Annotated in this window: 13 protein-coding genes; 6 read left to right on the forward strand and 7 right to left on the reverse strand. The window is 34.6% G+C overall.

Going from position 1 to position 15,113, the window contains the following annotated elements; translation table 11 throughout:
• The first annotated feature begins 591 nt into the window (after nt 1-591).
• The 4 genes from OD757_RS01135 (at nt 592) to OD757_RS01150 (ending at nt 4,746) form a co-directional block, all read left to right on the forward strand.
• The gene (locus tag OD757_RS01135; RefSeq protein WP_002121027.1) at nt 592-1,056 is read left to right on the forward strand and encodes a MarR family winged helix-turn-helix transcriptional regulator; all 465 of its coding nucleotides are present in this window, start codon (nt 592-594) and stop codon (nt 1,054-1,056) included.
• Nucleotides 1,057-1,250: 194 nt separating this feature from the next.
• On the forward strand, nt 1,251-1,466 hold the full coding sequence (locus tag OD757_RS01140; RefSeq protein WP_263030581.1) for a hypothetical protein: 216 nt from the start codon (nt 1,251-1,253) through the stop codon (nt 1,464-1,466).
• A gap of 599 nt (nt 1,467-2,065) precedes the next feature.
• The gene (locus OD757_RS01145) at nt 2,066-4,162 is read left to right on the forward strand and encodes an EAL domain-containing protein (RefSeq protein ID WP_263030582.1); all 2,097 of its coding nucleotides are present in this window, start codon (nt 2,066-2,068) and stop codon (nt 4,160-4,162) included.
• 140 nt (nt 4,163-4,302) lie between these two features.
• A complete protein-coding gene (locus OD757_RS01150; protein ID WP_263030583.1) occupies nt 4,303-4,746 on the forward strand; it encodes a universal stress protein in 444 nt (147 codons plus the stop codon).
• A gap of 58 nt (nt 4,747-4,804) precedes the next feature.
• Here OD757_RS01150 and OD757_RS01155 read toward each other — a convergent pair whose 3' ends face one another.
• Complete coding sequence (locus OD757_RS01155; RefSeq protein WP_263030584.1) at nt 4,805-6,247, reverse strand: glucose/sorbosone family PQQ-dependent dehydrogenase; 1,443 nt, start codon at nt 6,245-6,247, stop codon at nt 4,805-4,807.
• Between the two features lie 386 nt (nt 6,248-6,633).
• On the opposite strand from OD757_RS01155, the gene OD757_RS01160 reads away from it, so the two are divergent.
• Together OD757_RS01160 and OD757_RS01165 are read left to right on the forward strand one after the other, a co-directional pair.
• Complete coding sequence (locus tag OD757_RS01160; RefSeq protein ID WP_263030585.1) at nt 6,634-7,266, forward strand: SOS response-associated peptidase; 633 nt, start codon at nt 6,634-6,636, stop codon at nt 7,264-7,266.
• Between the two features lie 239 nt (nt 7,267-7,505).
• The gene (locus OD757_RS01165; protein ID WP_263030586.1) at nt 7,506-8,960 is read left to right on the forward strand and encodes a SulP family inorganic anion transporter; all 1,455 of its coding nucleotides are present in this window, start codon (nt 7,506-7,508) and stop codon (nt 8,958-8,960) included.
• 48 nt (nt 8,961-9,008) lie between these two features.
• On the opposite strand, the gene OD757_RS01170 is transcribed toward OD757_RS01165, so the two are convergent.
• The 6 genes from OD757_RS01170 to kynU form a co-directional block, all read right to left on the reverse strand.
• Nucleotides 9,009-10,187 carry a S8 family peptidase gene (locus OD757_RS01170; protein WP_263030587.1) on the reverse strand — a complete coding sequence of 393 codons (1,179 nt, stop codon included), beginning with the start codon at nt 10,185-10,187 and terminating at the stop codon, nt 9,009-9,011.
• Nucleotides 10,188-10,427: 240 nt separating this feature from the next.
• Nucleotides 10,428-10,541, reverse strand: a complete 114-nt coding sequence (locus tag OD757_RS01175; RefSeq protein ID WP_249364766.1) for a hypothetical protein — start codon at nt 10,539-10,541, stop codon at nt 10,428-10,430.
• Nucleotides 10,542-10,732: 191 nt separating this feature from the next.
• Nucleotides 10,733-11,011 carry a DUF6527 family protein gene (locus tag OD757_RS01180; RefSeq protein ID WP_263030588.1) on the reverse strand — a complete coding sequence of 93 codons (279 nt, stop codon included), beginning with the start codon at nt 11,009-11,011 and terminating at the stop codon, nt 10,733-10,735.
• Between the two features lie 546 nt (nt 11,012-11,557).
• Entirely contained in the window at nt 11,558-12,304 is a 747-nt protein-coding gene (locus OD757_RS01185) for an alpha/beta hydrolase (protein ID WP_263030589.1), read from the reverse strand.
• Between the two features lie 7 nt (nt 12,305-12,311).
• On the reverse strand, nt 12,312-13,718 hold the full coding sequence (locus OD757_RS01190; protein WP_009392823.1) for an amino acid permease: 1,407 nt from the start codon (nt 13,716-13,718) through the stop codon (nt 12,312-12,314).
• Nucleotides 13,719-13,758: 40 nt separating this feature from the next.
• Nucleotides 13,759-15,009, reverse strand: a complete 1,251-nt coding sequence (gene kynU, locus OD757_RS01195; RefSeq protein WP_263030590.1) for a kynureninase — start codon at nt 15,007-15,009, stop codon at nt 13,759-13,761.
• Nucleotides 15,010-15,113: the final 104 nt, after the last annotated feature.

Raw genomic sequence — 15,113 nt, forward strand, 5'->3', positions numbered from 1 at the left:
ACTGTTTAACTATCATTTTGATTTTATCTATAACAATCAAACAGTTGAAAAGATAAACTTTTTAAATCATTAAATAATAGATGTTTCATGTTAAATGTATGGTAAATTTTATTAATAGCAATACAGGTTAAGATATTGATATTAATAAATATTTATTATTTAAATATCTTAATTTTTCATAATTATGACTTTAGAGACAAAAACTATCTCGTTCAATGCCACGTTCAAATCATAATTTTTTTTCTACGATGCCTTTGCAAGCAAATATCGTTTAATTAACGATCAAGCAAGCCTAGATGCAATCTTGTATATCTGTTCAAAGATTTGAAGGAATTAATGACTATGACTCATCAAGTCACATTAACTTTCAATAAACTTTGACTATAGAAGAAGAGTATTTGTAGTTTATGCAAAGTATAGCGATGCTTATCAAGACAACGGCACTTAAAACCATGTCATTGTTAAATTTAGCTATATAAATTTTGCTCACCAAGTAAAGTCCTGATATAACTTGCTTGATGAAACTATATTTTTCAACTATTAAAGATAGTTCACCAGAAATGCGATCCACCAAGGTATGGGGAAAAGTCAATGACAAAGAAGTATGCGCGTTTTTTACCTACAACAGAATCTTTTACTCTTGAAGATTTTCCATATTATTGGATTACTCAAGTACATGCTCAGTATGTACAAAACATTGATAATGCTTTAAAAAAATATGGTTTAGATAACTCACGTCGACGCATTATGTTGGCTTTAAGCAGTAAGCCCCATGCAAGTGTTTCTGAACTTTCAGATATGATTATTTCAAAAATGTCGACGACTACCAAAATTGTATATCGTTTGAAAGATGAAGGTTTAGTTGAAACTTATTCTTGTCAGACTGATGGTCGAATCACTCGTGTAGTACTTACAGAAAAAGGTACTGAAATGATCAATAAGATTAATGATCTAACCAGTGTCGTACTCGAACAATCGTTCGAAGGAATCACCCCTTTGCAATTAGAAAAAATGATGGAAAGTTTAAAATTACTTTTAAAGAATCTATCTCGTTAAACTGATATAGATGTCTTATAGTCAGTAATAATTAAGCTCTCTTTAGGAGAGCTTTTTCTTTTTTAATAACTTCTCTAGTTGTCGATAGAAACAACACACCACATAAAATAATCAATTAACTTCTCATCTGTTGACTTGAGACCTCAACTCCAGTAGAAATTCTCTTTCAATAACTGAATAGCAAATTTTTGAAAATGGCTAAAAGAAAATACAAAAGTGACAAGTTTCAAGTGCGTCGTATTAACCGTCAATGGTGGGTACTCGAACAAGATCTTGAATCAAACTATTATTTAAAACATGAGCAAGTGGCAACAAAAACCTTAGCAAACAACTATGCTGATGATTATATTGAACAATACTATATGAATCTTTATATTCAACAACAGTTAAAAAAACCTGAAACTGTATAAAAAAAGCCATTTGGCTTTTTTTATTTTTAATACTTAACATTTACAAGAACAAAAATTACGCATAAAAAAAACCTACATCTTGGGGAAAATGTAGGCTATAAAATGCACAAAAAGGAAATATATATCCTTTTTGACAAAAAGAATTTTACGATAATATAAGCCTTTATTTTATATTACTTTTGTAAACTTAATAGTGATTATTGTATTTATTTAAAATTTTTAAAACCTCCCCTATTTATATATTATGATTAAAATTTGATTTATTAAAATTTTTATCTTTCCAATTACTTCGCAACATTTTTTATAATTTATTTTCATTATATTTATTAAGATACGTTTCTAAAAATAATTATAAGTTTCTGTTTTAATAAGTTTTTTACAAAAATAAGCATAAATCTTTTTTTAACATAAGATAATTAAAAATCAATAAATAACAAAAACATAAATTAAATATTAAGTATATAATATATTTAACGCCTTAAATTTAGTTCAAAAAAAAGCCAACTGAAATTTATTTATTGCTGTTTTGGTTACTACAGAAAGATTACAATAATGACTGATAAATAGATTAACCCCATACGATCTTTTCTAGGCAAGTTATGACTTCAATGTCGAACAACACTCAAAAGCATTTTATTGTTGAGCAAATTCCGCTACCGACTTGGGTGAGTGACGAAAATGGCTTGATATTATATTGCAATGTAGAGTGTACAGAATATTGGCAGGATACTTTTTCTCCATTACCTCAGCAATGGTTAGATTTTATATATCCCGTCGATTTAGAGGAAGTCAAAAATAAATGGCTCGAAGCCATTCGCCTGCAGAAAAGAATAGAACTAAAATGCCGACTTTTACAAATTGGCAATCTATATAGATGGTGCAAACTCTCTATTCAGGCATCCAAGTATCGGGGTTCATCTCTAGCCAGTGAATGGTATGTCAGCTTTTTAGATATTGATCACGATATTCAAGAACAACAAAACTTGCAAAAGAACATTGAAATCCAAAATCAAATGTTAGATATCAGTGTAGATTGCATAAAAGTATTAAATGTAGATGGCACCGTTTCTCATATGAATAAATCAGGATGCCTCGCTTTAGGGGTTCCTGTTGATGAAACAGAGTTTGGAATGAAATGGCTTGAGCTCTTGCCACCCCATATTCGTAAACGTGGACGCGTTGCTTTAAAAAAGGCGCTTCAAGGTAAAGTTGCCAGATTTGCAGGAATGAGCTGTTTACCCGATCAGGAACCTGAATATTGGGATAATATGCTTACCCCGATTCATCGGGAAAATGGTGAAATCGGCCAAATACTATGTGTCTCACGTAACGTTACTCAACAGCATTTGACAGAAAACCAGCTCAGAAATATGAGCGAGAGAGATGAGCTGACTGGTCTATGTAATCGGCGTTCATTTAAATTCCAACTTAAGCGTACCCTTGCATATTCAAAAGATACTCAAACAAGTGTGGGGTTGCTTTTAATTGACCTCGATCACTTTAAACATATTAATGATACTTTAGGGCATAGCGCAGGCGATCATCTTCTAAAAGTTTTATCCAAACGCTTTAGTCATTGTGTTGATGATGAAAGATGTTTTGTTGCACGTTTAGGTGGAGATGAGTTTGCGGTTATTATTAATAACCTCAAATCTGAAAATGATGTGCGTGACCTAGCAGCTATTTTACTTCAGCAGTTAAATCAACCTATCACCTATTTAGGTAATGTCCTAAATGGAGGTATGAGTATTGGTTGTGCTATCTACCCTCAAGATGCAATAGACCAGTCAGGTTTACTCAGTTGTGCAGATATGGCATTGCATGACTTAAAAGCGCGTGGTCGTGGTGGTATTCGCATGTATGATCCATGCATGATGCAAATGACCGAAACAGTCGCTTCTCAGCTTAATTTAGCACGTCAACTTATTCGCCATCATACCATCCAGCCCTACTATCAACCCAAAGTGGACTTAAGCACCCATCGCGTTGTAGGTTTTGAAGCTTTATTACGCTGGCATACCACTTCAGCTCAAAGAGGTTATCCTGCACAAATTGCAGAGGCGTTTAAAGATTATAATTTAGCGAGTAAAATCGGTGAAACGATGCAACATCAAGTTTTACGTGACATCGCAAAATGGATAGATCTTGGAGTTAAACCTCTTCCTGTTTCACTCAATGCTGCTCCAGTTGAGTTTTTAAGAGACAATTATGCTGAACGGCTTTTGAAAAAGATCAATCAATTTCAAATTCCAACACATTATATTGAAGTAGAAGTTACTGAACATATGCTGGGTGACCGAGGTTCAGAGTATGTAATCCGAGCACTTAATAAATTAAAACAGCATGGAGTACATATTGCACTAGATGACTTTGGTACAGGTTTTTCATCGCTAACCCATATTCGTGATTATCCAATTGATAGCTTAAAAGTAGATTGTAGTTTTATACAAAAGATGCAACATGACCCATCAATTTATGCGATTGTTCAAGCAATTGGATTACTTGCTCCAAATTTATCACTGGGACTCATTGCAGAAGGGATTGAAACTCCGGAACAAGAAGAGTTACTTCGACAGTTTGGATATAGTATAGGTCAAGGATTCTTGTTTGAATCTGCTATTGATGCTAATCAAGTTATTTCAATCCTTAAACAAAATCAGCCCTACTTAGAAAGTCATTACAATGCTTTAAGATAAAATTTTAAATAAGTTTTATTGCCTCGATTCATACTAAAAATAAACAATAACATTTTAAAAACTGTTCATAATATAAGCATAAAGATAAAAATTCGGTGTTTTGACACCATACATTGTCATAGGACAATAAGGAGCAATATATGAGTTATCACCATATCTTGGTTCCAGTCGATGGTTCTCCTACTTCACTCATTGCTGTCAATCATGCAGCATCACTTGCTAAGGCCTTTGGTAGTAAAGTCACTCTAGTATATGCACTTACTATAGATCCTTTCATTTCTGTAGAATTCATTGATAGTACAGAATTAGCACAGGATTATTTTAATAAAGCTAGAGCATCAATTCAGGGCATTTTAGACCAAGCAAAAGAACAATTTAGCCAACATGGAATTTCTGTTGAAACAAAAATTGTTGAGGGTCAAACAATTCACACAGAAATTATTAAAGCAGCGACTGAGCTTAAAGCGGACTTGTTAGTCATTGGCTCTCATGGTCGAAAAGGGTTTAAAAAGTTCTTCTTGGGAAGTGTGACTCAAGCTCTTTTAGGAGAAATTCATTTACCGGTACTCGTCGCAACTGAATAGTTTTTCTTAAGCTGAAAAAAAACCGATCTTATGTAGATCGGTTTTTTAATACTCGAGGTTACTGAGCCTTATAGGTAAATTTAATCAGAGATCCTGGGTTTTCTAAGGTGTTCGTTACAGAGCCATCATCTTTTTGAACATTTCCAGCAGTATCTGTCAACACATATAAAACATTCCCATCTGGACTTGCAATCACATCACGATATCGGTTGTTGCTCTTAAACATCGGTACAGCATCATCATAAGTCGCACTATAAGTTGGATCTAACTTAATACGGAAAATGACACCACGTTTTAAAGATGGAACCAATAATGTATTTTCCCAACCAGAAATTGCTTTTTTGCCACCCTTGTAAACATAAGCAGATGCTGGTGCAACCGTTGGCCAGCAAATGTAGGTCATATCCCCACAAGTTGGGTCATTATAATTATAGGTATCTTGGACGGTATATAAAGTTTTTAACGGCGGTACAAAATTTTTACCGGTCCATTCAGACTCTTTAGTTACTGGAACCCCTGCTGCTACTTTTAAACCATTTTGTCCTAAATCTTTAATTTGTGCTTTATTGGTTGCTGCTGAATAATTTGCATACGCATAACCACTGTCATCTTTATAACCGGCTACATTTGGCCAGCCATAGTTGCCACCTTTGACAATGAGATTAATTTCATCATCAGAGTTAGGACCCTGCTCAGATTGCAATAATTTTCCATTTGGAGTAAATGCCAAGCCCTGTGGGTTACGATGACCCAGAGTATAAATATGACTAACTACACCGTTAAAACTTGGATTGTCTTTAGGAATACTTCCATCCAGATTCAAGCGTAATACCTTACCCATATAGGTATGATAATCTTTGCCACTCACTTCTTGTTGAGTAGGCGTATGCTGTGCTTGATTTGGTAAGAATAAATAAGCAAGCTGGTTACGTCCCTGATCACCAATCGTATAGTAAATCTTTTGATCTGGACCAATGACAAGACGACCTGACTGATGGTCTTTCGATGAAGGTAAGCCTGCCAATAAATCGACTGGCTTCTCAAGCGTATCAGTTGATTTATTATAGGTGTATCGACGAATAATCGTTTGGTTCGGTAATTCTTTATCTGTAGATTTCGGATTTTTAAATGTACCTGAAATATAGATATAAGGATTATTTTTAAAGTCAGGATGAAAGACAAAGCCTAACAAACCGTTTTGTCCATCAGCATCATTTACAATCTCAGGCACCTGAAATACTGTTTTCACACTGCCCGACTCAGGATTAACCCTTAGAATCTTGCCTGTTGCCCGCTCAGTTAACCAAATTTGATTATCAGGACCCCACAACAAAGCATGCGGCTTATTTAAATTAGAGAGAATAACTTTTTTGTCAAAATTTTCCGTTTTTGCTTTCGCAAATTGAGCCGGAGTAAGAGGAACATCAGCAAAGGCTGAATTGAGCGTCAGTAGTTGTGCAGCGCCTAATAAAGTAATTTTAGCCAATAAATGTTTATTCATGTGTCCACCTTATAAATTGTCAAAATTTTTCGAGAATTTTTAAACCTGTAATAAAGGGTTTGTATGAGTTCTCTATATGATTTGTATTATGATGAATAACCAATCTATTAAAATCTAAATTTCTGAAAGGCTCTGTTGCATAAAAGTAGCTATTCAAAATAAATAAAGTCTCTTTAAGATGAGTGACTTAAACTCATCATTGATCTATTTTTATCTTAATATTTTTTGAATATGAGTATGATTTTAAATAACCACTTATTAACGAAGTAATTGATAGATAAAAATTAATACCTAAAGAGACAATACTAATTATAAAAATATACATCTAAAAAATTTAAAAGATAGAAGCTGTAATTAAAGATTAGTTTTATAAATAAGGATATTTTATGTGTGCAAACTTTAAGCCTATTAAAAAAACTCATGCCAATCAATTAGACTTATTTGAACCCACTTTTGACTATAAGATGGACATCTACCCAAGCGATGATTGCCCACTCATTTTATCTCATCAAAATGAAGTTGAATGGCGAGAAGCTAAATTTGGGATGCTGCCTCCCTATGCAAAAGAAATTGCATTCAAATATGCAACCTATAATGCAAGAACAGAGACTGTGGAACAAAAGCGTTCTTTTAAACATGCGTGGTTAAATGACCAATTTGCTCTTATTCCTGTTGAAGCTATTTATGAACCTAAATACATTAATGGGAAAGCACATTGGTACGGCATATTCCGTCAAGATGGGCAACCTTTTACACTTGCTGCAATCTATGAAGAAACGCTCATTGATGAACAGAAAGTTAGGTCAATGTCACTATTAACCATTAATGCCAATCACCATCCTTTCATGAAAAAATTTCATAAACCTGATGACGAAAAACGTTCAATTATTGTGATACCTGACCATCTCAGAAATGATTGGCTAAACTGTACCCATTCTGAAGCAAAAGATTTTTTCTTAGATATGCCCTTGGATGAATTTATCTCAATGCCTAAGGCCGAAATGAAAAATTATGATTAACCTGTCTATCTATTCGCTTTTGGTAAGCGCAAGTTAGTCAACCTTAAAAACTTATGCTATTCTTCGGCCACTTTTTAAAGCCTCAAATTTTCTATCATCATGACACTTACGCCACCTTAAGTTTATTTACTCTTATTCATTGTAAATAACTCATCACTGTTTAGTGATGTGGTGTAGCCGCTTGTGTTGATATATCACATCACTAGCCTTTTAAAAATTTAAAACTTAGGCTATTTCTCATGTTATCGAATGTCCGAGAACAATGGTTCTCTAATGTCCGCGCAGATATTCTTTCAGGTCTTGTTGTAGGTCTTGCTTTAATTCCCGAAGCAATTGCATTTTCAATTATTGCAGGTGTAGATCCCAAAGTCGGTTTATATGCTTCTTTTTGTATTGCCGTTATTATTTCATTCGTAGGCGGTCGTCCCGCTATGATTTCGGCGGCTACAGGCGCGATGGCTTTGGTTATGACAACGCTCGTAAAAGAACACGGGCTTCAATACTTATTTGCAGCGACAATATTAACCGGTGGCATACAGATTTTGGCCGGATATTTCAAACTTGCCAAACTCATGCGTTTTGTTTCCAAATCGGTCGTTATTGGTTTCGTTAATGCCCTCGCCATCCTTATCTTTATGGCTCAATTACCCGAGTTAGTAAACGTGACTTGGCAGGTCTACTTATTAGTAGCAATTGGTTTAGGAATTATTTATCTATTCCCCTATATTCCAAAAATTGGAAAGTTTTTTCCTTCCCCACTTATTTGTATTGTGATAGTCACATTACTCGCTATTTTCTTAGGTTTTGATGTTCGAACAGTTGGTGATATGGGTTCGCTACCAGATACGTTACCTATATTTCTAATTCCCGATATTCCTTTTAATTTAGAAACACTTCTTATTATTCTTCCATATTCATTAGCGCTTGCCGCAGTTGGCTTACTTGAGTCGATGATGACAGCAACAATTGTTGATGAAATGACTGATACAGCGAGTGACAAATTTCAAGAGTGTAAAGGTCAAGGTATAGCGAATATTGCCTCAGGTTTTATGGGTGGAATGGCGGGTTGTGCCATGATTGGCCAATCAATGATTAATGTAAAATCAGGTGGTCGTACACGCTTATCTACTTTTTGTGCAGGTATATTTTTACTTATTCTAGTTGTCTTTTTAAGTGATTGGTTAAAAGTGATACCTATGGCAGCTCTGGTTGCTGTCATGATTATGGTATCGATTAGTACGTTTGAATGGAAGTCACTTACCCACTTTAAAGCCAATCCTCAAAGTAGCAACATCGTTATGATTGCCACAGTTATTGTGGTAGTAGCTACTCATAACTTAGCATTAGGCGTATTAACTGGCGTATTACTTTCCGCCTTGTTCTTAGCCAATAAACTTGAAAATGATATTCACGTGAATACTTCACTTGAAGGTAAAACCCGTTTGTATGAGTTAAGAGGACAAATATTTTTTAGTTCGTCTGAAAAGTTTATACAAGGTTTTAATTTTAAAGAAGATATAAATGAAGTCATTATTGATCTTACTCATTCTCATATTTGGGATGTGACTTCTGTGGCAATGCTAGATTCGGTAGTAAATAAATTTCAAAAGAACAATATTAAAGTAACGGTGCAAGGTTTAAACGAAGCCAGTTCAATCATGATTGATAAGTATGGTACCCACGCAAAAATTTAAAAAAAGGTCCTTCGGGACCTTTTCTCCATATTAAAGACTAATTTTTTATTAAGGCGACTTATACAATAAACGATTTGGACTACCAGAAGGATTTTTTACCACATTTGTACTTGCTTGATTTAAAAGATTAGTAGAGATGGTTTGTGGGGTCGCAGTAGGAGTACTTTGCAACATTTCAGCAACTACGCCTACAACATGTGGAGTAGCCATTGAAGTACCATTTAACACTTTAGTAGCTGTATTACTCCCAATCCAAGAAGAATTAATTTGGCTTCCCGGTGCAAATATATCAACACAGCTTCCATAATTAGAATAGCTTGCACGCGTATCAGTATTATCTGTAGCAGCAACTGTAATTGCCTTACTTACTCTTGCTGGAGAAGAATTACATGCATCTGCATTTGAATTACCTGCAGCTACAACCATGACATAACCATTATTAAATAAATTTTCAACTGCGCTGTCTAAAGAGGTACTTGCATCCCCTCCTAATGACATATTCACTACAGCTGGTTTTTTACCATTTTTTAATATCCAATCTAAACCTGCAATCACATTACTTGAAGCGCCAGACCCATCGCATCCTAAAATTCGAATTGGAACCAAGCTTACATTTTTAGCCACACCATAAGTACTACCACCCACTGTGCCTGCCACATGGGTACCATGGCCATTACAATCCGTTGTGCCGTTTCCATCAGATATTGCGGTATAACCACTTAATACTCGTCCAGAGAACTGTTGATGCGTAGACAATATTCCTGTATCAACAATATAAGCCGTTGTCCCAGAACCTGTCTGTAAGTAGGAATAAGCAGAATTTAATGGTAAGGCTTTTTGGTCAATACGATCTAGCCCCCAATCTGGGTTGCTTTGTGTAGTCGCATCAATTTTCATGACTGTGTCATTTTCCACTGAAAGTACCTTCGGATTCTTTTTCATTGCCTCGACAAAAGCAGCACCTGCTGCATCAGGCAGATAAACCGCAAATCCTTTCAATACGGTATCATAGGTTTGTAACACCTTACCGCCATGCTGCTTAGCAATACTTTGGGCCAGATCATTAGGGGGACCAACATCCTTATTGAGAATAACAATATATTGGTTTTTAATAATTCCTTTTGCTTGAGAAGAATCTAGAAGAGAACTTGTTGTATTTGGTGCTGCATGGACTAGATTGACGGCGGCCATTGTTAAGAAAGCAGCCGTTATTTGGCAAAACTTCATGAAAAATCTCCATATCTTTTTATTCATACATCGTTGTTATGATCTATACTGTCGTTATATTTAAGAATTAAACTTTTTTGGAAAGAAATCTTTCTTTGCCTCCCCTCCATCAAAACTAAATCATATTTTCATAAAATTTTATTTTATACAACGCTAGTATCTTTTTTTAATCGGAAATGTGAACCAATTCAAAAAATATAGAGCTAGGTCTGAAAATTAATTATTCTTTAAGGTAAGATTTCAAGCAGGATTCACAATATAAAAATATATAATCATTACCAATAATATAAAAGACGAAATTGCAAGATAAGTACCCACTGTGTTAAAACTTCGCAAAAATTTCCAGATATCCATATATATAACGAGAAGATTGGTTATAAAAATTATTTCAATATTCTACTTAAGCTGCAATAAGAAGAGATTTACAAACTTTTTAACTATAAAAGTTCAGTATGAAATGCGTAAAAATATATTACTCATAAATCCTAGTAAATAAATAAAGCTCAAAAAACATGAATGATTAAATAAAAATATAAAAACAAGTATTATAAATTAGTTTTGTTTTTTAGTTCAGGTAATTCTAACTTATGCCCCGCCAAATGATGTTTACAATTAAAAGCGTACTCAATAAAACCTTCTTTTATAAAATAATGACAGCGCCCAATAATACTTATGTCTGGATTAAATGTTGGTTTTTCAAGGCTACCGTTAAAGGACCACTGACATCCATTAGAAAAAGGATACTCTACCGGAATATAGTGAAGATGCCCACAAGCCGGACACATATGCTCATACATCCCACCTTCAAAATATTGTACCTTCATAAAGGTTCCTTTATTAATAAAAAAACCAACCCTAATAAATCAACTCATCCTAAATAATTAAAAATACTATATATTATTTAATTACTCATGCTAGCTTTTATTTTTTATATTTTAATTTAATTAAAATTTATGACAGATTGATGAAGGCTAAAATTTCATTTTAAAAATCATTAAAATTAGTAAAATATATTTGAGTTTAAATTTTAATTCAGTTTTTTCCTTAATTATTACATCCATAAAATTATTAACATTTCTTATGTAATTGTTTTCATACATTTATATTAAAAGAGAAGAAATCATAAAAAATTAAATAAAAAAGTCCGTATCTTGGGAAGCTACGGACTTGAAACTCAACTAAACAACAGCTAAACATTTTGCCGCTTAGTGAGAAAGCACTATCTTTTTAATCTAATTAACTTTGTCAGTCAGGTCAATAAAAACAAATAATTTCTATAAAAAACAGGTTGAGTTGTGATTTATTTCACATTTATCTTCAAATTAAGCTTAACTTAACTCTCTTATATAATTATATTTCAATTCAAATACTTAAAACAATATAGACTTAAAATAGTGCTCTAAAATAGAATAATGATTAATCTCTGGAATAAGCTTAAAAGAAACAAAATTCGGTTCTTGTCCTTTTTTAATTTCAAAATAATTTTGGCTTTGCCATTTCAACTCTTCGAGTTCAAGTTCACCACATAAAATTGAACATGGAATAGCAATCCGCTTGGTGTAGTAAATAGGACTATATTTTAAAATATCTTCATTTGACAGATTAAGTGCATGATTTAAATGAGTCCTGCGTATAGGTTCTAAATCATAAATTCCGCTTAACAACACCATCTCAGATATGAGTGGATGGCCTACTGACAAGGCAGCAAGATGCGCTCCTGCTGAATGCCCAACCAACACCACTTCATCGGTTCTCCAGTGTTGTTCTCGAATAAAATCGAGAGCTTGATAAACTTGAGAAGCAATATCCGAAATTTTGCTTTGGGGAGCCAGATCATATTCTAAAAGAATGCATTGCACTCCTTTTGAGAGAACATGCGGCACGACAAATGCAAAATCAGATTTATCGCACCATTGCCAATACCCCCCATGAATAAAAATAACAGTCTTCTTGGCTTTCTCTAAAGGAAATAAGTCTAAGGTTGACCTTGGTTGTTTGCCATATTGGATATCTCTAATATGAGTACATGTTTGGTAGACCGCCATGCTTCTGCTTTGAAATTCTGCCAATATCTCATGTTCATTCGCCACGGTACTAGCATTGTCATATGGTCTCATACACTTCTCACTTCAATGGTTTCTCATGAGCATTTAAAGTAAGCTTGGCTGACGAGCGTTTTAAATAATAGAAAAATGTAAGAACAACAACTAATGGGATTCCAAATTGTAAAGTCGACTTAAACTCATTAGTAAACCAAGTCGTAATCGTAATACTTAAAATCGCGATTAATCCCAACAAAGAAATTAACCGACTTGCTGGTACTTTAAACTTTAATACTAGCCCCTGTTGTGCCATATTTTTTCTAAAAAACATATGGGTAACAAAAATACTTCCCCAAGTAAATAATGCTCCAAACATAGAAAGAGCAATCATGATAGGAAAAGCAGAAGCTGGATTAATTGTATAGATAATACTCGCAATGCCAATGCCGACCGCTGACAATAACAACGCATTAACTGGTACACCATTACGACTAATACGACCAAATAGTTTTGGTGCATCACCTGCTCGTGATAAGCTAAATAGCATACGCGTTGAGATATAGAGCATACTATTCATGGCTGATAAAGCCGCAACAATTACAATAAAATTTAAAATACTATCTGCATAGGGAATGCCGACAATTTTCATCACCATCACAAAAGGGCTAGTTGCATCGGCTCCAATTAAAGTTGTCCATGGAACAAGTGCCACAATAAGAAATAGAGACAATAAATAAAATAGGATTAAGCGAATTGCAGTACTTTTAAAAGCTTTCTTAACGGCTCTTTCCGGATCTTTAGCCTCACCTGCCGCAACAGCGATCATTTCGATACTTAAATAACTAAATATTGAAATGATTACCCCAATCCAGACACCACTAAAACCATGCGGGAAAAAGCCACCATGCTCGGTTAAATTAGAGAGAACCTGTTCTGTTCCTCCATGACTTTGAGTCAAAATGCCAATTGCTAAAAGAATAAATACAATAATCGCAAAGACTTTGATCGTTGAAAACCAATATTCAACCAACCCAAAAGCTTTAACACTATAGGCATTTACTACAAGCAAAGTTATCGAGAAAAAAGCGATCCAGATCCAAGAGCCCACATGTGGAAACCATAATTTCATATAGTCAGCAACTGCTGTAATTTCTGTACCAACAGCTAATACAATGCATGCCCAATAACAATAACGGACTAAAAAACCCGCCAGTGGACTCACATAATGCTCAGCATATGCTCCGAAGGAACCCGACGTCGGATGCTGAACTGTCATCTCAGCCAAACAAGCCATAATAGCAAATGCAATTAGACCACCAATCGCGTAACTCACAATAACAGCAGGACCAGCAAAGCTAATTGCAAACTTGCTACCCATGAACAGCCCTGTACCAATCGCTCCACCAATTGCAATCATTCCCATTTGCTTTGCAGATAATTTCTTATGTAAACCTGCTTCTCTATTTTGTATTTCATCAAAACTGCTCATAGGCCCTCCTAGCCATTTTTCTGATAGTGCCCACTAAATATCAGGTCACTTCGCCTCTAACCAGATAACGCTCATTTTTCCATTCGCTATTCAGCATAATCTGCTTAAGATGCTGTACGGCATTCCATATATCTTCAAAACCGAGGTATAGAGGAGTAATCCCAAAACGTAATACTTCTGGCTCTCGATAATCACCAATTACACCTCGAGCAATAAGCGCCTGAATAATTTCATAGCCGAACTCATGTCTATAACTGACATGGCTACCACGATATTGATGATTTAAAGGTGTAATCAGTTCAAAACCAAACTGAGCACATTCTTGTTGAATAAGTTCAATAAATAAATCTGTCAATTTAAGAGATTTCTCACGTATTTTTTGCATATCTACTTGCAAGAAAATATCGACACCACATTCAATCAAACTCATCGAAATGATAGGTTGAGTTCCGCACAAATAACGACGGATACTATTCGCTGGCTCATAATGCTGTGCCATATCAAATGGTTTCTTGTGACTCCACCAGCCTGATAAAGGTTGCCAGAACTCGTCACGATGCTTTTGATTTACCCATAACAAAGCCGGTGAACCTGGCCCGCCATTTAAATATTTATAAGTACATCCAATCGCAAAATCACTATTACTCTGGTTTAGATCCATTGGCACTGCGCCAACCGAGTGACATAAATCCCAAATAATCAAAGCATCTTTAGCGTGAATTTGTTGATTAATAGCTGCCATATCGTAGAAATATCCGGTTCGATAATTCACATGAGAAAGTACAACTACTGCTACATCTTTTTCTAACACACGTGATAAATCATCTGTGCCCTCAATCAATTCAACTTGATAACCTTGGTGAATCAAATCAATAAAGCCTTCAATAATATAAATATCGGTTGGGAAAGCATCTTTTTCCGCCACAATAATTTTACGTTCTGGAAATTTTTCGGCTTGAATTTTTACAGCAGCTGATAAAACCTTAAATAAGTTTAGGGTCGTAGAATCAGAAATTACCACTTCACCCTGCTCTGCACCGATCAGCTTTGCAACCTTGTCGCCTAATCTTGTCGGTAAACCCCACCAGTCTGCCTTATTCCAACTATTAATCAGGTCCTCTCCCCATTCTTGGGAAATAATATGCTGAGCGACTTCTAATGATTTCTTTGGTCGTGCACCTAAAGAATTACCATCTAAATAGATCACTTCTTTTGGAAGCGAAAATTCATCTTTAAATTTTTTGAGTTCATCTTCCTGATCCCAATAGAGGCACTGTTCATGAGTAATCATTTGTTATTTCACCTATTTTCAACATTTCCTTTATTATTGAATTTTATCATGTCAATTCTTATGATTTATTCGATAATATTTGATTAAAATTAGCTATTTTCGTA

Source organism: Acinetobacter sp. AYS6, from assembly GCF_025630795.1.
Taxonomy (GTDB): domain Bacteria; phylum Pseudomonadota; class Gammaproteobacteria; order Pseudomonadales; family Moraxellaceae; genus Acinetobacter.

Excerpts from the sequence above, each read along its gene's own strand:
- OD757_RS01135 (WP_002121027.1), top strand. The coding sequence starts at position 592 with ATGACAAAGAAGTATGCGCGTTTTTTACCTACAACAGAATCTTTTACT.
- OD757_RS01140 (WP_263030581.1), top strand. The coding sequence starts at position 1,251 with ATGGCTAAAAGAAAATACAAAAGTGACAAGTTTCAAGTGCGTCGTATT.
- OD757_RS01145 (WP_263030582.1), top strand. The coding sequence starts at position 2,066 with ATGACTTCAATGTCGAACAACACTCAAAAGCATTTTATTGTTGAGCAA.
- OD757_RS01150 (WP_263030583.1), top strand. The coding sequence starts at position 4,303 with ATGAGTTATCACCATATCTTGGTTCCAGTCGATGGTTCTCCTACTTCA.
- OD757_RS01155 (WP_263030584.1), bottom strand. The coding sequence starts at position 6,247 with ATGAATAAACATTTATTGGCTAAAATTACTTTATTAGGCGCTGCACAA.
- OD757_RS01160 (WP_263030585.1), top strand. The coding sequence starts at position 6,634 with ATGTGTGCAAACTTTAAGCCTATTAAAAAAACTCATGCCAATCAATTA.
- OD757_RS01165 (WP_263030586.1), top strand. The coding sequence starts at position 7,506 with ATGTTATCGAATGTCCGAGAACAATGGTTCTCTAATGTCCGCGCAGAT.
- OD757_RS01170 (WP_263030587.1), bottom strand. The coding sequence starts at position 10,187 with ATGAAGTTTTGCCAAATAACGGCTGCTTTCTTAACAATGGCCGCCGTC.
- OD757_RS01175 (WP_249364766.1), bottom strand. The coding sequence starts at position 10,541 with ATGGATATCTGGAAATTTTTGCGAAGTTTTAACACAGTGGGTACTTAT.
- OD757_RS01180 (WP_263030588.1), bottom strand. The coding sequence starts at position 11,011 with ATGAAGGTACAATATTTTGAAGGTGGGATGTATGAGCATATGTGTCCG.
- OD757_RS01185 (WP_263030589.1), bottom strand. The coding sequence starts at position 12,304 with ATGAGACCATATGACAATGCTAGTACCGTGGCGAATGAACATGAGATA.
- OD757_RS01190 (WP_009392823.1), bottom strand. The coding sequence starts at position 13,718 with ATGAGCAGTTTTGATGAAATACAAAATAGAGAAGCAGGTTTACATAAG.
- kynU (WP_263030590.1), bottom strand. The coding sequence starts at position 15,009 with ATGATTACTCATGAACAGTGCCTCTATTGGGATCAGGAAGATGAACTC.